Source organism: Erwinia sp. (assembly GCF_049696395.1).
GTDB lineage: Bacteria > Pseudomonadota > Gammaproteobacteria > Enterobacterales > Enterobacteriaceae > Erwinia.
This window is the reverse complement of the sequence record NZ_JBAVTT010000183.1, coordinates 48,219-66,670: the sequence shown is the minus strand read 5'-3', so window position 1 is coordinate 66,670 and position 18,452 is coordinate 48,219. Positions and strand designations below refer to the sequence as shown.

At 53.8% G+C, this 18,452-nt stretch carries 18 protein-coding genes and 2 tRNA genes; 11 read left to right on the top strand and 9 right to left on the bottom strand.

From position 1 onward, the window contains the following. Nucleotides 1–117: 117 nt before the first annotated feature. Nucleotides 118–1,464 (bottom strand): amino-acid N-acetyltransferase, encoded by a 1,347-nt coding sequence (gene argA, locus WCC56_RS21070; protein WP_424694259.1) that lies wholly within the window; start codon nucleotides 1,462–1,464, stop codon nucleotides 118–120. A gap of 235 nt (nucleotides 1,465–1,699) precedes the next feature. Here argA and amiC point away from each other — a divergent pair, with 235 nt between their 5' ends. Next, entirely contained in the window at nucleotides 1,700–2,953 is a 1,254-nt protein-coding gene (gene amiC / locus WCC56_RS21065; protein WP_424694258.1) for an N-acetylmuramoyl-L-alanine amidase AmiC, read from the top strand. A 114-nt stretch (nucleotides 2,954–3,067) separates the two neighbouring features. On the opposite strand, the gene WCC56_RS21060 is transcribed toward amiC, so the two are convergent. Beyond that, nucleotides 3,068–3,144, bottom strand: a tRNA-Met gene (locus WCC56_RS21060). 67 nt (nucleotides 3,145–3,211) lie between these two features. Beyond that, nucleotides 3,212–3,288: transfer RNA gene (locus tag WCC56_RS21055), tRNA-Met, on the bottom strand. A gap of 205 nt (nucleotides 3,289–3,493) precedes the next feature. Between WCC56_RS21055 and mltA the strand changes: the two genes are divergently transcribed. Together mltA and tcdA are read left to right on the top strand one after the other, a co-directional pair. Continuing rightward, entirely contained in the window at nucleotides 3,494–4,639 is a 1,146-nt protein-coding gene (gene mltA, locus WCC56_RS21050) for a murein transglycosylase A (protein WP_424694257.1), read from the top strand. Between the two features lie 52 nt (nucleotides 4,640–4,691). After that, complete coding sequence (gene tcdA / locus WCC56_RS21045) at nucleotides 4,692–5,492, top strand: tRNA cyclic N6-threonylcarbamoyladenosine(37) synthase TcdA (RefSeq protein ID WP_424694256.1); 801 nt, start codon at nucleotides 4,692–4,694, stop codon at nucleotides 5,490–5,492. 60 nt (nucleotides 5,493–5,552) lie between these two features. Here the strand turns inward: tcdA and csdE are convergent, their stop codons facing one another. Continuing rightward, nucleotides 5,553–5,996 (bottom strand): cysteine desulfurase sulfur acceptor subunit CsdE, encoded by a 444-nt coding sequence (gene csdE, locus WCC56_RS21040; RefSeq protein ID WP_424694290.1) that lies wholly within the window; start codon nucleotides 5,994–5,996, stop codon nucleotides 5,553–5,555. Then, nucleotides 5,996–7,201: a cysteine desulfurase CsdA gene (gene csdA, locus WCC56_RS21035; RefSeq protein WP_424694255.1), complete on the bottom strand. Its 1,206-nt coding sequence runs from the start codon at nucleotides 7,199–7,201 to the stop codon at nucleotides 5,996–5,998. The genes csdE and csdA overlap by 1 nt, the downstream gene beginning before the upstream one ends. A gap of 225 nt (nucleotides 7,202–7,426) precedes the next feature. Between csdA and WCC56_RS21030 the strand changes: the two genes are divergently transcribed. From WCC56_RS21030 to rlmM, 4 genes are all read left to right on the top strand, one after another. Further along, nucleotides 7,427–7,651, top strand: a complete 225-nt coding sequence (locus WCC56_RS21030; protein WP_424694254.1) for a YgdI/YgdR family lipoprotein — start codon at nucleotides 7,427–7,429, stop codon at nucleotides 7,649–7,651. A 344-nt stretch (nucleotides 7,652–7,995) separates the two neighbouring features. Beyond that, the gene (locus WCC56_RS21025) at nucleotides 7,996–8,913 is read left to right on the top strand and encodes a transcriptional regulator GcvA (RefSeq protein ID WP_424694253.1); all 918 of its coding nucleotides are present in this window, start codon (nucleotides 7,996–7,998) and stop codon (nucleotides 8,911–8,913) included. 60 nt (nucleotides 8,914–8,973) lie between these two features. Beyond that, entirely contained in the window at nucleotides 8,974–9,369 is a 396-nt protein-coding gene (locus WCC56_RS21020) for a DUF423 domain-containing protein (protein ID WP_424694252.1), read from the top strand. After that, nucleotides 9,362–10,462, top strand: coding sequence for a 23S rRNA (cytidine(2498)-2'-O)-methyltransferase RlmM (rlmM, locus tag WCC56_RS21015; protein WP_424694251.1), 1,101 nt, complete (start codon nucleotides 9,362–9,364; stop codon nucleotides 10,460–10,462). Before WCC56_RS21020 ends, rlmM begins: the two co-directional genes overlap by 8 nt. Nucleotides 10,463–10,550: 88 nt before the next feature. Here rlmM and xni read toward each other — a convergent pair whose 3' ends face one another. The 3 genes from xni to queF all read right to left on the bottom strand — a co-directional run bounded on the left by xni (nucleotide 10,551) and on the right by queF (nucleotide 13,762). Continuing rightward, nucleotides 10,551–11,312 carry a flap endonuclease Xni gene (gene xni, locus WCC56_RS21010; RefSeq protein WP_424694250.1) on the bottom strand — a complete coding sequence of 254 codons (762 nt, stop codon included), beginning with the start codon at nucleotides 11,310–11,312 and terminating at the stop codon, nucleotides 10,551–10,553. A gap of 48 nt (nucleotides 11,313–11,360) precedes the next feature. Next, a complete protein-coding gene (gene ppnN, locus WCC56_RS21005; RefSeq protein WP_424694249.1) occupies nucleotides 11,361–12,725 on the bottom strand; it encodes a nucleotide 5'-monophosphate nucleosidase PpnN in 1,365 nt (454 codons plus the stop codon). A gap of 191 nt (nucleotides 12,726–12,916) precedes the next feature. Then, on the bottom strand, nucleotides 12,917–13,762 hold the full coding sequence (gene queF / locus WCC56_RS21000) for an NADPH-dependent 7-cyano-7-deazaguanine reductase QueF (protein ID WP_424694248.1): 846 nt from the start codon (nucleotides 13,760–13,762) through the stop codon (nucleotides 12,917–12,919). 92 nt (nucleotides 13,763–13,854) lie between these two features. Between queF and syd the strand changes: the two genes are divergently transcribed. The 4 genes from syd to WCC56_RS20980 all read left to right on the top strand — a co-directional run bounded on the left by syd (nucleotide 13,855) and on the right by WCC56_RS20980 (nucleotide 16,558). Beyond that, a complete protein-coding gene (syd, locus tag WCC56_RS20995; protein WP_424694247.1) occupies nucleotides 13,855–14,418 on the top strand; it encodes a SecY-interacting protein in 564 nt (187 codons plus the stop codon). A 563-nt stretch (nucleotides 14,419–14,981) separates the two neighbouring features. Continuing rightward, a complete protein-coding gene (locus WCC56_RS20990; RefSeq protein ID WP_424694246.1) occupies nucleotides 14,982–15,308 on the top strand; it encodes a YqcC family protein in 327 nt (108 codons plus the stop codon). After that, a complete protein-coding gene (gene truC / locus WCC56_RS20985) occupies nucleotides 15,308–16,087 on the top strand; it encodes a tRNA pseudouridine(65) synthase TruC (RefSeq protein ID WP_424694245.1) in 780 nt (259 codons plus the stop codon). The genes WCC56_RS20990 and truC overlap by 1 nt, the downstream gene beginning before the upstream one ends. Nucleotides 16,088–16,108: 21 nt before the next feature. Then, nucleotides 16,109–16,558 carry a flavodoxin gene (locus tag WCC56_RS20980; RefSeq protein WP_424694244.1) on the top strand — a complete coding sequence of 150 codons (450 nt, stop codon included), beginning with the start codon at nucleotides 16,109–16,111 and terminating at the stop codon, nucleotides 16,556–16,558. A 105-nt stretch (nucleotides 16,559–16,663) separates the two neighbouring features. Here WCC56_RS20980 and garD read toward each other — a convergent pair whose 3' ends face one another. After that, nucleotides 16,664–18,223 carry a galactarate dehydratase gene (gene garD / locus WCC56_RS20975; RefSeq protein WP_424694243.1) on the bottom strand — a complete coding sequence of 520 codons (1,560 nt, stop codon included), beginning with the start codon at nucleotides 18,221–18,223 and terminating at the stop codon, nucleotides 16,664–16,666. Between the last annotated feature and the right edge of the window lie 229 nt (nucleotides 18,224–18,452).

The following is an 18,452-nucleotide window of genomic DNA, read 5'->3' as shown; positions in this document are numbered from 1 at the left end:
TGAGCAAATCAGGTCAGACACTGGCGGAATTCAGACGTTAAAAAGGGGCGAGAAATCGCCCCTTTTTTTTATGCTATTGATACGTTGTGACTGACGTTAACAGCTGTTTTCCTGTTCTCAGGAGAACAGGCGCGCGTGACGTAGATCGGCCATCAGCACTTTTGAACGGCGTTGATAGTTGTACATCAGCTTTTTACTTTCCGGCAGCACTTCGATATCTACCGGTGTAAAGCCTCGTTCCTGGAACCAGTGAATGCTGCGGGTGGTCAGCACGAAGAGTTTCTTCAACCCCATCTGACGGGCCTGCAATGCCACACGTTCCAGCAGCGCTTCGCCACGAGAGGAGCTGCGGTAATCCGGATGCACAGCCACGCAGGCCATCTCACCGATCTCTTCTTCCGGGAACGGATAGAGTGCCGCACAACCGATAGTCAGGTTATCGCGCTCAATGATGGTGAACTTATCAATCTCCATCTCCAGCTGCTCGCGTGAGCGACGCACAAGAATTCCCTGCTGCTCCAGCGGACGGATTAACTCCAGGATGCCGCCGATATCGTTAATGGTGGCGCGGCGGATCTGCTCGGCGCTTTCCATCACAATCTGCGTACCAATACCATCACGCGAGAACAGTTCCTGTAACAGCGCACCGTCTTCCTGATAGCTGATTAAATGGCTACGCCGCACGCCGCTGCGGCAGGCCTTAACCGCGCCACGCAGGAAGCGTACGGTGCCGGACAGATAATCATCACGCTTTTCCAGCTCTTCAATACGCTGCTGGGCATCATTTGGGAACAGTTCAGAGATGATATTGCCGTCATCATTGGTCACGCCCTGCTCGGAGCAGAAGCCAATCATCTTCTCGGCTTTCAGTTTGATCGCCAGCTGCGTGGCCACTTCTTCCGAGGTCAGGTTAAAGCTCTCGCCGGTGACGGAAACCGCAACCGGCCCCATCAGCACTATCGCCCCGCTGTCCAGCTGACGGTGGATAGCTTCTTCATCTATACGGCGAATACGGCCGCTGTGGCAGTAATCCACGCCATCGTCCACGCCTAACGGCTGGGCAATAATAAAGTTGCCGCTAACCACGTTAATGTGCGCGCCCTGCAACGGCGTGTTATTCAGGCTCATCGACAGGCGGGCAGTTATATCCAGCTGCAAACGGCCTGCCGCCTGCTTAACCAGTTCAAGGGATTGCGCGTCGGTGACTCGGGTATGCTTGTGATAAATCGGCTCCAGCTGATGCTCAGCCAGGTTGGCGTCTATCTGCGGACGGGCGCCGTACACCACCACCAGGCGGATGCCCAGGCTGTGTAGCAGGCCAATATCATTGACGATGCTTGAGAAGTTCTCATGCTCGATGGCTTCACCACCCAACATAATGACAAACGTCTTACCACGGTGGGCATTGATATAGGGCACAGTATGACGAAAACCCTGAACCAGCTCGGTACTCCGTTCCTTCACGGCAAACCCTCTATGAATTATTATTCGCTAAAAGTGTATTTTTATTCTTTTATTGGCCGGGCGCAAGGGGCAATTTGTCGGGCTTTTCTTATTTTGTCCTCGGGCGGCAAAGCTAATATGCTGCATTTTATCGCTTTTTCTGGGTGACACCGCCAGAGGGATTCGCTAAAGTTTTTGCACTTGGTAGTCATTTGGCTTTTTTTTAGACAACGTTCAGTAAACACCCTGGAGTAGCATGTCCGATTTACCCTCGCCTGGCCGACGCCGGTGGTTAAAAAGCGCAGGAGCCGTCGTGCTGCTGAGCGTCAGCAAAGTAGGCCTGGCCGCCAGTAGTCATGTGGTGGCTATCCGCATCTGGCCCTCTTCTACTTATTCCCGGCTGACGCTGGAATCCAACCGCCCCCTTAAATATAAGCAATTTGCCCTCAGTCATCCTGAACGTGTGGTGATCGATATTGACCATATCCAGCTTAACCCTGCGCTGAAAAGCGTGGGGAATCTGGTGCGCAGCGACGACCCTTACATTAAAAGTGCGCGAGTAGGGCAGTTCAATGCCAACACGGTCCGGCTGGTACTTGAACTGAAGCAAAATGTGTCGCCAAAGATTTTCACCCTCGATCCTGTCGCCGGGATCAAGGACCGCCTGGTGTTGGATCTCTATCCCGCGAAGGGAAGCAGTTACGATCATGAGGATGATCCGCTGCTGGCGTTGCTGCAGGATTACAACAAAGGGGAGTTGGAGAAAACGCAGCCCGCCGCAGCCCCTTTACCCGGCAAAGCAGGCCGGGATCGCCCGATTGTGATCATGCTCGATCCGGGGCATGGCGGTGAAGATTCTGGCGCTGTGGGCAAACATAAGACGCGCGAAAAAGACATCGTGCTGAAAATCGCCCGGCGACTTAAATCCTTAATCGACAAGCAGCCGAATATGCGTGCCTATATGACGCGTAACGAAGACGTCTTTATTCCGCTGAAGGTCAGGGTTGCCAAAGCGCGTAAGCAGCGTGCCGATCTGTTTGTCTCTATCCATGCGGATGCCTTCACCAGCCGAGCCGCTCGCGGGTCTTCCGTATTTGCTTTGTCTACAAAGGGCGCGACCAGCACTGCAGCACGTTATCTGGCACAAACTCAGAATGAATCAGACCTGATTGGTGGGGTCAGCATGAGCGGTGATCGCTATCTCGATCACACCATGTTCGATATGGTGCAGAGCCTGACCATCAACGACAGCCTGAAATTTGGCAAAGAGGTGCTTTCCCGCATGGGCAAAGTGAATCATTTGCATAAAAGAACGGTGGACCAGGCAGGGTTTGCGGTACTGAAAGCGCCCGATATCCCGTCAATTCTGGTGGAGACGGCATTTATCAGTAATCTTGAGGAGGAGCGTAAGTTACGGACGACGCGCTATCAGAATCAGGTTGCTGAGGCAATTTTGGCTGGGATCAAAGCGTACTTTGCCAGTGGCGCAACATTGGCACCAAGAAAATAGTTTTTTGTGGTGGGGCGGGGTCATGCTCGCCCAGCTTGAAGTGGACAGGCAGATCGCTCAGGAAAGTGATTGGCTGAGGCCAGAAACAAAAAAACACCCGTTAAGGTGTTAAATTGGTTGCGGGAGCCGGATTTGAACCGACGACCTTCGGGTTATGAGCCCGACGAGCTACCAGACTGCTCCATCCCGCGTCCGTAGTGTACTACTGTTGCTTCCGTCACAACAGGTCTTTCTTTTACTGCTTTCTCCGAAGAGAAATGGTTGCGGGAGCCAGATTTGAACTGACGACCTTCGGGTTATGAGCCCGACGAGCTACCAGGCTGCTCCATCCCGCGTCTGTGGAAGCGCACTATACGCTGAGTGAGTTTTGTTGCAACCCCTTTTTGCAATAAAGTCATCAAAATAGCGCTTACTGTTCACTTCTTCCGCATTTGCCTGATTGTTGTACACCAGCCAGCGAACTTTACCGTTGAGCCGTTTAATTCTCACGGTGCCTTTGCTATCTTCGGCGAGGAATTCCGCAGAGAGGGCAGTAAAATAATGAAAGGACGTTGGGCTAAGTTTGCAATAACAGGGGCGTTGCTTGCCCTGCTGGCGGGATGTTCTTCAAAACCGACCGATCGTGGCCAGCAATATAAGGATGGAAAGCTGGATGAACCGCTGGGGCTGGTCAATCAACCCAACGCGAAAGGGCGTCCGGTGAATGGTAAAGACTTTGGCGATCAGGTCAGCGAGATCCAGTATGCCTCTCCTGCCATGTATTCCCGCCAGACCGGGACTTACGGCTCCATTAAAGCCTGGCTGATGGCCGGAGGCGATACCCGCCAGCTGCGTCAGTTCGGACTGGATGCTTACCAGATGGAAGGCACCGATAATTACGGTAACGTGCAGTTCACGGGCTACTACACGCCAGTGATCCATGCCCGTTACACTCGCCAGGGCGAGTTCCAGTATCCTTTATACAGAATGCCTGCTCGTGCCAAAGGCAGCCGCCTGCCAAGCCGTGCGGACATTTACAGCGGCGCGCTGGGCGACCGCTACATCGTGGGCTACAGCAACTCTCTGATGGATAACTTCATTATGGATGTGCAGGGCAGCGGTTACGTGGATTACGGCGACGGTCGTCCGCTGACGTTCTTCGGTTACGGCGGCAAGAACGGCCACGCTTACCGCAGCATCGGCAAAGTGTTGATCGACCGGGGTGAAGTGAAGCGCGAAGATATGTCGATGCAGGCTATCCGCAAATGGGGCGAAGAACACAGCCCGGAAGAAGTGCGTGAGCTGCTTGAGCAGAACCCTTCCTTTGTGTTCTTCAAGCCAGAAAACTTTGCGCCGGTTCGTGGTGCCAGCGCCGTTCCGCTGGTGGCAAAAGCGTCTGTCGCTTCCGACCGCTCGTTGATCCCACCGGGAACCGCGCTGCTGGCTGAAGTGCCAATACTGGACAATGACGGTAAATTTACCGGAAAATATGAGATGCGCATGATGGTGTCACTGGATGTTGGCGGTGCAATTAAAGGCCAACACTTTGATATCTATCAGGGAATTGGTGAACAGGCGGGTCATATGGCCGGGTGGTTCAACCATTATGGTCGCGTCTGGGTACTGAAAGCGGCTCCTGGTGCCGGTGCGCCACTGTTCTCTTCTGCATCAAATAGCACTAACGGTTCCGCTCTGCTGACACAATAGCGGCCGTTAGCGGGCTGGTTCGCCAGCCCTTCACTGAATTCTGAGGTAAAGCATGACTTCTCTTTCTGACGCCTGGCTGCAACGCTTTGGCGGCACGGCGCGTTTGTACGGGCAACCGGCGCTACAGCTGTTTGCCGATGCGCATATCTGTGTGGTCGGCATTGGCGGCGTAGGCTCGTGGGCTGCTGAGGCGCTGGCGCGTACCGGTATTGGTGCCATCACCCTGATTGATATGGATGATGTCTGCGTGACCAACACCAATCGCCAGATCCATGCATTGAAAGAGACGGTCGGCCAGGCGAAAACGGAAGTAATGGCAGAGCGTATTCTGGCGATTAATCCGGAGTGCAAAGTCACCTGCATTGATGACTTTATTACCGCTGACAATACGGCTGAACTGATGAGCGCCGGTTTTACCTACGTGATTGATGCTATCGACAGCGTCCGGCCAAAAGCCGCTCTGCTGGCCTGGTGTCGCCGCAATAAGATCCCGTTGGTCACCACCGGCGGAGCTGGCGGTCAGATCGATCCCACGCAGATCCAGGTTGCCGATCTGGCGAAGACTATTCAGGATCCGCTGGCGGCCAAACTGCGTGAACGGCTGAAAAGCGATTTTAAGATAGTGAAGAACAGTAAGGGTAAGCTAGGGATCGACTGCGTATTTTCGACCGAAGCCTTGATGTATCCGCAGGCTGACGGCTCGGTTTGTGCCTCCCGCAGCACGGCGGAAGGGCCGAAGAAGATGGATTGTGCTTCAGGATTTGGCGCGGCGACGATGGTCACGGCGACCTTTGGATTTGTCGCCGTTTCCCATGTGCTGAAAAAAATGATGGCTAAAGCCGCACGAGCCTGATGATGACGGCTGGTTAGCTGGTTAGCTGGTTAGCTGGTTAGCTGGTTGCAGGCTTATCCTTCAGCCTTCTTTCGCGGCTTTGATCACCGCTTCAGCCAGCGCGCTCAGCCCGGCGCTGCGCGAAGAACTCAGCTGGGCACGCAAACCCAGCTCATCAAATAATGTCAGCGGGTCGTGACTCAGCAGAGTGGCGGGTTGCTGACCCTCTACGGCTGTTAACAACACCGCCAGCAATCCCCGGACAATTCTGCCTTCACTGTCGCCATAGAAGTGCAGGCTGCCATCTTCACGTCTTTGATGCCCCAACCAGACAAGGTTTTCACAGCCGCTGAGCTCAATTTCTGCTGTTTTCAGCTCATCTGGCAGGGCCGGAAGCTGTTTTCCCATCAGGATCAGCTGACGATAGCGATCTTCCCATTGCGTAAAGGCTGAGAATTTTTGCTTTAATCCGTCTGCGGTAATCAATTCGCCAAACGGATGAGGGGCCAGTAAAGAAGTCATAATCAATCGCCTAACAGGTCCAGGGCGGTGGTCATGCCTTTGACCAGCGCCTCTACATCGTGAAGGGTATTATACGGCGCAAATGAAGCCCGCAAAGTCCCGCTAACGCCTAAAGCTTGCAACAGTGGCTGCGCGCAGTGTTGTCCCGCCCTCAGAGCAATGCCACTTTCTGCCAGCAGCGTAACCACATCGCTGTGATGAACGCCGGCAATATCAAACGAAAGCAGGCTGGAGCGACTGGCACGGTAGCTGCGAAATCCTGCCAGTGTAGAAAGACGCTCTTCTGCCACATCAGCTAAGCCACAACTCCAGCTTTCCGCGGCCGCTAAATCGAAGGTCTCCAGCCAGCTCAGCGCGGCGCTCAGGCCGATGACGCCCGCCACGTTTGGCGTTCCTGCTTCAAAGCGCCACGGAACGGGCTGGGGAACAAACCCGTCGAAACTCACGCTGCTCAGCATTTTGCCGCCTCCCTGCCATGGCTGCATCTGTTCCAGCAAGTCAGTCTTGCCATACAGCGCACCAATGCCCATTGGGCCATACAGTTTGTGGGCAGAAAAAGCGTAGAAATCGATATCATCCTTTTGCACGTCCGGCGGCGAATGCACCACGCCCTGCGCGCCATCGATCATCACTTTAGCCCCCACACCATGAGCAAGCGCGATGGCCTGAGCAATATCAGGGCAGCCACCGGTCACGTTCGACATCTGTCCCAGCGCCAGCACTTTGGTTTGTGGCGTGAGCAATTCAGGCAGTAACGCCATATCGGGCAGGAAATCACGGCCAAGCGGCCATTTAACCACTTTGGCTCCCGTCTGTGAGGCGACCATCAGCCAGGGCACCAGATTGGCGTGATGCTCTGCTTCACTCACCAGGATCTCATCACCTGGCACTAAACGTGGACGAAAATAGCCCTGGGCGACCAGATTAATCGCTTCGGTGGTGCCTTTCGTCCAGACAATATTGTTGGTTTGTGGCGCATTCAGCAACAGGGCGACCTGCTCGCGGGCGTGTTCATATCTTTCAGTCAATTCACGCGCGGCGGCAAACTGACTGCGATGCACAGTGCCCGCGCTGAGGCTGTAAAACTGCTGCGTAGCCTCAATCACTGCCGCTGGTTTCAGGGTGGTGGCGGCACTGTCGAGATAGACACCAGCATCAGCCAGCGCCGGAAAATGCTGGCGAAAGTGGGCGGGGCTAAAGGCTGTCATGGTTTCCTCGACTAATGATGTATTGGTGCGGTTTTTGCTCAGGACCACTCTGAATAACAGGCATATTCCTGGCAAAGTTAGAAAAGCGGGTTATGCTTTTTTAGGTTAGCTTTAAAACATTACCAGCAGATAAGCACCCCTTTGGCAGGCAATTTACCCGCATTTTGCCAACAGGTCGTGCTCTGAAGGTGATTTTTCGGATTACCGTCTTCAAGGAGAATAAAGATGAAAAAATTTGCTGCAATTCTGGCCGCCTGTGCCATGACCTTTACTCTGGCTGCTTGTTCAAGCAACTACGTGATGCACACTAACGATGGCCGCACTATTGTCGCTGACGGCAAGCCGGTGGTAGACAATGATACGGGTATGATCAGCTATCAGGATGCCAATGGCAACAAACAGCAGATCAACCGCTCTGATGTAAAAGAGATGGTCGAGATGGGCCAGTAAGCTTCATGCAAAAAAAAAGCACCGCAATTTGCGGTGCTACTAATCACTATGGACAGACAGGATAAATCTACAGGAATAAAAGATAGCCAGGCTATCAGATCTGAAAAGCGTCAGATCAAATGCAAACACAACATCACGACCACAAGCCAAAAGCCCTTCAAAATCCGGCGTTTCCGCCTCAATTTCAACCTGCTTTTCGTTCCGGCTCAGGAAGTGCGGCAACTATAGGTATTTGCTGGTACATCCTCAACGGACAAATTATAATGTCTCGGATAAAAAAAACTAATACGTAAAGCTCCGTCAGGAGTGTTACTTCCGATGTTGTTAAAAAGTATCCGGTAACCATGTCAAAACGTCTTCCTCCTTTAAATGCTCTGCGGGTTTTTGATGCCGCGGCGCGTCATCTCAGCTTTACCAAAGCCGCCGAAGAGCTGTTCGTCACTCAGGCCGCTGTCAGCCACCAGATTAAGTCATTAGAGGACTTTCTTGGGCTTAAGCTGTTCCGCCGTCGCAATCGTTCGCTGTTGTTGAGCGAAGAAGGACAAAGCTACTACCTCGACATTAAAGAGATTTTCACCTCTCTGAATGATGCAACGCGGAAGCTTCAGGCGCGCAGTGCGAAAGGTGCGCTGACGGTCAGTTTGCTGCCCAGTTTTGCTATTCAGTGGCTGGTGCCCAGGTTGACCAGCTTTAACTCAGCTTATCCGGGGATCGATGTCCGTATCTCTGCGGTGGACCGTGATGAAGAGAAGCTGGCCGATGATGTCGACGTCGCTATCTTCTATGGTCGCGGCAACTGGCCGGGACTGAGAGTGGAAAAACTCTATGCAGAGTATCTTCTGCCGGTTTGTTCACCTTTACTGCTGACCGGTGAAAAGCCGCTGAAGACGCCAGAAGACCTTGCTCGTCAGACTTTATTGCATGATGCCTCCCGCCGTGACTGGCAGTCTTACACCCGTCAACTGGGCGTGGGGCACATTAATGTGCAGCAAGGGCCGATCTTCAGCCACAGCGCGATGGTGCTGCAGGCGGCAATCCATGGGCAGGGCGTGGCGCTGGCAAATAATGTGATGGCGCAAACCGAGATTGAGGCCGGACGGCTGGTTTGCCCGTTCAACGATGTTTTAGTCAGTAAAAACGCTTTTTATCTGGTTTGTCATGACAGTCAGGCAGAACTGGGTAAAATAGCCGCCTTCCGGCAGTGGATCCTGGCAAAAGCCGCCAGTGAACAAGAAAAATTCCGCTTTCGTTACGAGAGCTGAGACGTGATTTTTTGCCGCGTGGCCTGTTGGCGGCGTGTGCTACCTCTGAGGATCTGGGAAATGTCGAGTCGTGCGATGCTGGTTTTTGCAGCAATAAGCGGGTTTATCTATGTGATGCTGGGTGCCTTTGGCGCCCATGTACTGAGTAAGTCGCTGGGGTCAGCGGAAATGGCCTGGATTAAAACCGGCCTGGATTATCAGGCTTTCCATACTCTGGCGATCCTGGGGCTGGCTACGGCAATGATGTTCCGGGCCAATATCTGGTTTTACTGGAGCAGTGCCCTGTTAGCGTTAGGTACGGTGTTGTTCAGTGGCAGCTTATATTGTCTGGCACTCTCGCACCTCAAGCTGTGGGTTTTCGTTACACCAATCGGCGGCACCTGCTTCCTGATTGGCTGGATTTTGATGTTGGTTGGCGCGCTGCGTCTGAAAAAAAGGGCAGAACGCCATGAATAAAGTATTACTGTATTGCCGTCAGGGTTTTGAGAAAGAATGTGCGGCAGAAATTACCGCTAAAGCCGCCCAGCGTGAAGTGTTTGGCTTTGCGCGGGTAAAAGACGATTCCGGCTACGTGCTGTTTGAGTGCTATCAGGCTGAAGAAGCGGAAAAGCTGATCGCCGAGCTGCCGTTCAGCGAGCTGATTTTTGCTCGCCAGATGATTGTGGTCGGTGAACTGCTGCGCGATTTACCACCGGAAGACCGCGTCACCCCAGTGACCGGGATGCTGACGGGGTTTGTTGAGAAGGGTGGCGAACTGCGTGTTGAAGTGCCGGACACCAACGAGAGCAAAGAGCTGCTTAAGTTCTGCCGTAAATTCACCGTACCTTTGCGCAGCAGCCTGCGTGCAGCCGGTATTTTGCTGAAGTACGAAACCGACCGCCGTCCGGTGGTGCACGTGTTCTTTATCGCGCCTGGCTGTTGCTACGTTGGCTATTCGCTGTCGAAAAACAACTCGCCGCTGTTTATGGGCATTCAGCGCCTGAAGTTCCCTTCCGATGCGCCAAGCCGCTCCACGCTGAAGCTGGAAGAAGCCTTCCACGCGTTTATCCCGGCTGATGAATGGGATGAGCGTTTGGGCAGCGGATTATACGCGGTGGATTTGGGTGCCTGTCCTGGCGGCTGGACTTATCAGCTGGTGAAACGCAGCATGATGGTGCATGCGGTAGACAACGGCCCGATGGCACCAAGCTTGATGGATACCGGACAGGTGTTCCACCACCGTGAAGATGGCTTTAAGTATCGCCCAACGCGCAGCAATATTTACTGGGTTGTGTGTGACATGGTTGAAAAGCCTGTTCGTGTAGCGAACCTGATGGCCGACTGGCTGGTAAACGGCTGGTGCCGTGAGGCGATCTTTAACCTCAAACTGCCGATGAAAAAGCGTTATGAGGAAGTGTCGCAGAACCTGGCGATGATCGAAGAGAAGCTGAAGGCCAACGGCATTAATGCCCAAATCCAGGCGCGCCAGCTGTATCACGATCGTGAAGAGGTGACGGTTCACATCCGCCGCATCTGGGCTGCAGAACCAGGACGCCGTGACGAGAAGTAAGCTGTTAAAGCAACAGATCTCCTCCGTGACTGAGATAAGGAGAAGGTTTTGAACAAGTCCTGCCAGTCGATTATGGCTGGCAGGGCAGTCAGAGGCGTTCTGGCAAACGTAACTGGTTCAGATTCCCTTCCAGTTTCAAATCGGTTTTTAGCGTGGCGACCTGCCGGCAAATTTGCGCCATCTCCTGCTGCTCCTGCAGCTTCTTCTGCCACTTTGCTGGCACGGACGCGAGCTGTTGATAGACCGCTTCCAGCGTACCAAACTCCTTTAGCAGTTCTGCTGCACTCTTGGCACCAATTCCGGCTACGCCTGGGATCTTACTGCTGCTTATCCCTGCCAGCCCCCAGTAATCGGTCAGTTGTGCTGGCATTACGCCAAATTCAGCGTCGATAAAGGGCACGTCCAGCCAGCGTTTCTGGAAGTAATCACGGATTTGAATCGCGGGTGCCAGTAACTGGCAATAGCCTTTATCAGTAGACACAATGGTGGCCTGATGGCCACCAGCCGCAACTTTACAGGCCAGTGTTGCCGCCAGATCGTCCGCTTCTTCCCCTGACACTTGCCAGCAAGGCACGCCAGCCGCTTCGAAAGCTGCCCGCAACAGCGGCATCTCTTCATGCAGCGTATCCGGCATTGGCGTACGACCGGCTTTATAGCCTGGCAACAGCTGATGACGCCAGCCCTCATGGCGTTCGTCATCGTCAAAGACGGCCACCGCATGGGTTGGATTACTGTGCCGAATCAACTGGTGCAACGCATTGACGCAGGTTTCCTGGCAGGGGGAACCCTGCACCGCATGAATACGGCGGATCAGGTTAAGCGCATCAACAATCAGCAAATGAATAGTCATAATTACCACGAAGGTGGAGCGGCCTGGTAGCCGCTCCGGTTAGATGAGTTATTTGATGATTTCGTAGCAGGGGATGTAAGCCGTTCCCGGCAGCTTCATACGGTGTTGAGCCACAAATCCCTGTAACAAATCGTCCATACGGCGCATCATTTCCGGATCGCCATGCAATTTGTACGGCCCTTTCTCTTTAATAGCCTTGATCCCCATATCCTTCACGTTCCCGGCAACAATCCCGGAGAAGGCCCGGCGCAGCGCGGCGGCAAGCTGTTCAGCAGGCTGGTCTGGATGCAGATTAAGGTTGGCCATATTTTCATGCGTGGGCATAAACGGCACCTGAAGATCCGGCGCGATACGAATTGACCAGTTAAAGCTGTAGGCATCGCCAGTTTCACGACGGTGCTCTTTCACTTTTGGCATCGCTTTCTTCATCAGGCGGGCCACTTCAGGCGCATCATCAATGATAATGGTGTAGTGCTTGCGGGCCGCTTCACCCAGCGTGTTGATAATAAATTCATCCAGCACGTTGAAGTAGTCCGCGCTCTCTTTCGGACCGGTCAGGATCAGCGGCAGGACCTGATCCTGGTTTTGCGGATTCATCAGAATGCCCAGCAGGTACAGCAGCTCTTCGGCCGTGCCCACGCCGCCAGGGAAGATGATGATGCCGTGAGCGATACGGACAAACGCTTCGAGGCGTTTCTCAATATCCGGCATGATAATCAGCTCATTAACCAGGGGGTTAGGTGGCTCAGCAGCAATGATCGAAGGCTCGGTCAGGCCAATAAAGCGGCCTTCTTTATAGCGTTGCTGCGCATGGCCCACCGCGGCACCCTTCATTGGCGCTTCCATCACGCCCGGCCCGCAGCCGGTGCAGATGTTCAGCTCACGCAAGCCTAACTGCGAGCCGACATTGCGGCAATACTGGTATTCCACCGCGTTAATCGAGTGGCCGCCCCAGCAGACAACGGTATTGGGTTCTTCACCAATGTGCAGCGCGCGAGCGTTGCGCAGGATAGAGAACACCATATTGGTCAGCTGGACCGTGTCTTCAATGTCCAGATCCTGGAAACGTTCGTTGGTGTTGAGCTGGCCATTTACAAACAAAATGTCGCGCAGGACAGCGAACAGGTTAGCTTGCAGGGCGCGAATAATCCGGCCATCGACAAAGGCTTCTTCCGGGGGATTAATCAGTTCAAGTTTTACGCCGCGCTCACGGCGCAGGACATTGATATCAAAGTTTTCAAAACGTGAAAGCAGCTCATGGCTGCTGTCGGTCTGACTTCCGGAGTTAAGTACGGCAAGAGAACAGTTGCGGAACAGCTGGTACAGGTCGCTGCTGGCAGTCTGCTTCAGCATATCGACTTCCAGTTGAGACAGCAGATCCATTGAGCCCAAAGGGCTGATATGTGTAATCAAAATAACTCCTTTACACCCATCCGGGTGATAGTCACTCCATGGTCTGGCCCTGGTGAACGGGGGCCGGACGCGGAGAGTAAAGTCCCTGAACCAGGTAATTACCTGAGCCCACTCCAGAGTAGCCTTGTCCGCAGGGAATTAACAAGATGTCGCGCGATGCTTATGCGGCGCGGCGCTCAAAACGCAGTGGATTACTGACGCACCAGGCGAGAATGTCCCGGCCTGAACTCGCCATTGCTGCGCCATGGGTTGATATCCAGGCCGCCACGTCGGGTATAACGGGCATAGACACTGAGCTCTTCAGGCTGACAGAAGCGCAGGATGTCGTTAAAAATACGCTCGACACACTGTTCGTGGAATTCATTGTGATGGCGGAAAGAGACCAGGTAGCGCAGCAAGGCTTCGCGCTGGATGCGTGGCCCACGATAGCTGATCTGCACTGAGCCCCAGTCTGGCTGATTGGTGATCAGGCAGTTGGATTTCAGCAAATGGCTGACCAGTTGCTCTTCAACAATTTCCGGCTGGGTCGCCTGTTCAAGGTAATCCGTAGTGAACTGGTAGTTATCGATTTCGATATCCTGTTCATCAATACAGTAACCCGCGAAATGGCCAATGGGCTGGCCTTCCACTTCCTGCAGGCGGAACAAAGCCACGGTAACGTCGCCTTCGGCACAGGCGCTGAGGTCACGTTCCAGCGCGGCACGAACGTCGCCCCAGTCGGCAAATTTTGTCTGATTAAAGCTGTTCAGATAGAGCTTAAAGCTTTTGGATTCAATCAGATTGAGGCTATCGGCTTGCAGGGAAATTTCGCCTACCGCAACCTGGGGTAAGCCTTTCTCGTTCAGCCAGGAAAGTTCGTACAGGGTCCAGATATCCGCGCCGTGAAAAGGCAGATTTTCGGGAAACAGCCCTAAAGGTTCGCGGTTCATGCTGCGCGGAACGGCTTGCAGTAAGGAGGGTTGATACTTATCGTGGTATTCTGTTGGCTTGCCTAGCGTCAGGTTGCTTAGCGCCTGATGGGGATCCGTTAAAGACATCTTAATAACCTTATGGCCTGCCGTTTGCAGGCGGTAGAGCAGAATGCAGAGATAGCCTTAGTGTAACTCAGGCTACAGAGAGTGAAAAAAGAATGATTGAAGAAACCAGCCGTGCCTTAACCGAGTTTACCCAAAAATATTGTGACGAATGGGACCGTGTATGCGGCCATCCGCCGGCCAGTGTTGAGCTGCTGGGCGTTCCTTCGCCTTGCGTCCAGCAAACCGGTGAAGATGAACTGTACTGGTTACCGCAGCCGTTCACGCTGGCGCAGAATCTGGAAGCGGTAGAACGTGCGATTGAGTTCCGTATCCAGCCTTCCGTTGTCGCCTGGTACAGCTCGCAATTTGCAGGCGATATGACGGCGACCTTTGGTGGGCAAGCCTGCACGCTGCTGCAAACCTGGAGCGAAGAGGATTTCCTGCGCGTGCAGGAAAACCTGATCGGCCATCTGGTGATGAAACGCCGGTTAAAACAGTCGCCAACGCTGTTTATCGCCACCACGGATTCTGAACTGGAAGTGATCTCGGTCTGTAATCTGACCGGCGAAGTGGTTCTGGAGCAGTTGGGAACGGAAAAGCGCAGCCTGCTTTCGCCTGATTTAGAACAGTTTATCGCTGAGTTACAGGTAGATTTGCCCGTCAGCAAAAAAGGGTGAGTGAGCTGTGAGACATCTCTTACAACAGCTGTGAGAGATCGCTAGAAATATCGATAGTCTGTCCGTCCTTATCTTGACTAAATCATTACAAATCAATTGGATGATTGATTATTGGTCGCTGCAGCAGGCTTGTTACGTCAGATTTTAACGCTAACCATATTGTTTGCTTATGGCGATCCGGCAGAATAGCGTCATCAGACAGGATTCTGTGGCTTAAGGATTGAGTCAGGACACCCTCAGGAAGAGGAAGCAGGGATAGTCTTCAGGATGAAGATAGGATGTCTCAGGATGAGATCAGGGACACCTCCAGGACGGAGAAGTGAGCTGTCACTGACGACGGCGTGCCGGGACGCAAGGGATTATCACTAGAATGGTGATTTGCAAGGAAAACTGGGGACAAAGTTATCACGGACGAGCAGGGAGCATTAGCGTGGCGGGATGGCTGCAAACGAACCGGGAGCACTGTTTATACAGTGCTCCCTTTTTTTGTGCTTACTTTTCCCAGTCCCGCGCCTGAGTGGTATGCTTGCGGCCAGTAAAAACCGGATAACAGGGAGCAGCCAATGAGCCGCGAACACCAAGTTCTGCTTCGCCTGCAGGCGATTGAACAATTATTACACGATAAAGGGCTGTGGCAGACTTCAGCGCCCGACAGCGAGGCGTTCAACAGCGTCGAACCTTTCTCCGTGGATACCATGATGCCGTTACAGTGGCTGCAATGGATCTTCCTGCCAAGAATGCATGCCCTGCTCGATGCCGGTGCCACGCTACCGGTGAAACTGGCCGTTACGCCTTACTATGAAATGGCGCTGGAAACGGATATGCCTGAGCGGACAAGCCTGCTGCATGTCCTGAGCGAACTGGATAACCTGTTTGAGCATGACGAGTAATGCTTGAGATTCTCTATCAGGATCAGTGGCTGGTTGCGGTCAATAAACCCGCCGGATGGCTGGTACACCGCAGCTGGTTAGATCGCCATGAAACCGTGTTTGTCATGCAGACGCTGCGTGACCAGATTGGTCAGCATGTTTTCACCGTACACCGGCTGGATCGCCCAACTTCAGGCGTGCTGTTGCTGGCACTGTCGAGCGAAGTGGCCCGTCTGCTTTCACAGCAGTTTGAACAGCATGCTATGCAGAAAACCTATCATGCGGTGGTCAGGGGCTGGCTGGAAGGGGAAGATACCCTCGACTATGCGCTGACCGAAGAGCTGGACAAAATCGCCGATAAATTCAGTACCCCGGACAAAGCGCCGCAGCCTGCTGTTACCCACTGGAAAGCGCTGGCAAAAGCCGAGCTGCCGGTAGCCGTCAGCCGTTATGACTCCTCGCGCTTCAGTCTGGTTGAACTCAAGCCAGATACCGGGCGGAAACACCAGCTACGCCGTCATTTACGCCATCTCCGCCACCCGATTATTGGCGACAGTGCGCATGGCGATCTCAAACAGAACCGCAGCGCCGCGCAGCACTTCGGCATGAAGCGTCTGATGCTGCATGCCAGCGAGCTAAGCCTGCTGCACCCGGTAACCGGTGAACCGCTGGTACTGCGTGCCGGGCTCGATCCTGTCTGGCAAGGGTGTATGAAGGCCTTTGGTTGGGAGGAGTGCCTTCCGGAGATCCCAAGGGTTGAGTTTGTGACGGCTAACCTTCAGGATAGTCCCTCAGAATAAGCGCCAGCAACGGAGAAAAGCATGGCTCAGGTAGGTATTTTTGTAGGCACCGTTTACGGTAATGCGCTGCTGGTGGCGGAAGAGGCTGAACCTCTGCTGGCCGACCAGGGACATCAGGTCAAGATTTTCGAAGACCCAACGCTGGAAGACTGGCAGCGTTATGCCGATCATGTGGCGCTGATTATCACCTCCACGACGGGGCAGGGTGATTTGCCGGACAGCATTGCTCCGCTGTTCCACGCCATCAAAGACAAGCTGGGCCATCAGCCTGCGCTGCAGTACGGCGTGATTGCGCTGGGCGACAGCAGTTACGATGATTTCTGTGGCGGCGGCAAGAAGTTCGATGCGCTGTTGCAGGAGCACAGTGCGAAGCGAGTGGGTGAAGTGTTGCTAGTCGATGCGGCTGAGAACCCGGAACCGGAAGAGATTACCTCTCCGTGGGTTGAAGCCTGGGCTAAGCAGATCGGCTGAGTCACTCTGCTGACATCCTCTGTTCTCCAGCCCCTGGCTGTGCGAGCGCATCTCCGATTGAGATTATCGGGATGCGCTCGCTGATTTGTAAACGTGAAAGAAGGATCAGGTCACTGGCGCAGGGTTAAAGACCGCCAGCGCGTTGTGAATTCCCCAGCGATCGGACCAGGTTTGTTTGCGTCCGCTGGCAATCTCCAGAATCAGTTCAAACAGTCTTGTTCCTACCTGCTCAATACTCTCTTCGCCGGTCGCAATCGTTCCTGCATTGATGTCCATCAGATCGTGCCATCTCTCAGCCAGCGCGTTGCGGGTTGCCATTTTGATCACCGGAATTGCGGCCAGACCATATGGCGTGCCTCGCCCGGTAGTAAACACCTGCAAAGTAATCCCTGAAGCCATCTGTTGCGTGCCGCAGACAAAGTCACTGGCCGGTGTGGCTGCGTAAATCAGTCCGCGTTTGGTCGGACGCTGACCCGGCGAAAGCACTTCAACAATCGGGCTGCGGCCTGATTTGGCTATCGACCCCAACGCTTTTTCAACCACGTTGGCTAAGCCGCCTTTTTTGTTCCCCGGAGAAGGGTTAGCGCTGCGATCCGTCTGCCCCAAAGTCAGGTAGTTGTCATACCAGGCCATCTCTTCCAGCAGGCGTTTGCCCACTTCTTCATTCACCACGCGTGGCGTAAGCAGATGGATGGCATCACGCACTTCGGTCACTTCAGAAAACATCACCGTTGCGCCACAGCGGACCAGTAAATCGGAAGCATACCCCACAGCCGGGTTCGCCGTTACGCCGGAAAACGCATCGCTACCGCCGCATTGCATACCGATAATCAGTTCCGAAGCGGGGACCGTTTCGCGCTGACGCTGGTTAAGGCGCTGCAAATGCCGGCGGGCTACTTGCAGAATATCGTCGACCATCGATTCAAATCCGATGTGCTTTTCATCCTGCAGACGGACAACATCTTCTTCGCCCAGCGAAATGGCTTGCACATCTGGCGTCCCTTCCAGCAAACGCTCTGGCTGGAGCTTTTCACAGCCCAGACCGACCACCATCACTTCGCCGCCGAAGTTAGCGTTCAGCGCCAGATTGTGGATGGTGCGGATCGGCACGACGGCCGCTGGGGCGTTGATCGCCACGCCACAGCCGTATAAATGATTCAGAGCGACCACGCCATCAACGTTAGGGAAGGCTGGCAGCAGGTCGCGCTCAATGATCTTCACCACATAATCCACCACGCCAGCCACGCAGTGAACGCTGGTGGTAATGGCCAGCAGGTTTCGGGTGCCTACGCTGCCGTCCGCATTGCGGTAACCTTCGAAGGTGTAACCCTCGAGCGGCGGCAAATCTGGCGGAACATTGTTGGCGAGAGGCAGGCTGGAAAGTTCTGGCGCTTCGGGTAGCACCACCAGTGATTCGTCAATCCACCCTCCGCGTGTGATATCCCTCACCGCATAGCCAATCACTTCGCCATAACGAAGGATATTTGCGCCCTTGGCAATATCACTGAGGGCCACCTTGTGCCCCTGAGGAATATGTTCTTTTAAAACCAGTCCGCAAGGAAATTCAGTTCCCGCCACCAGGCCATTATTATTGACCACGATGGCAACGTTATCGTTCTCATGGACCTTTATATAAAGGGCCGGATCGTTTCTTTGAATGTTCATTGCTCGACAAGTCCTGAAATAAGTAAGGTAAGCGTCTTTTATTCTCTCCGTGATGAACGATGCGTCCTTTTTTGCCTGAGTCGTATTCTGCTGCCGAACAGTATAAAAGCCCCCTCACGGAAAAACATTATGCAAATGTCCGACATGGTGGCGCCTGGGCTCAGGTTTTTTCTGGCATACGTACAGATATCAGTGAGAACGCTCACAAAGGCAAGGGGAAAGCCACCGG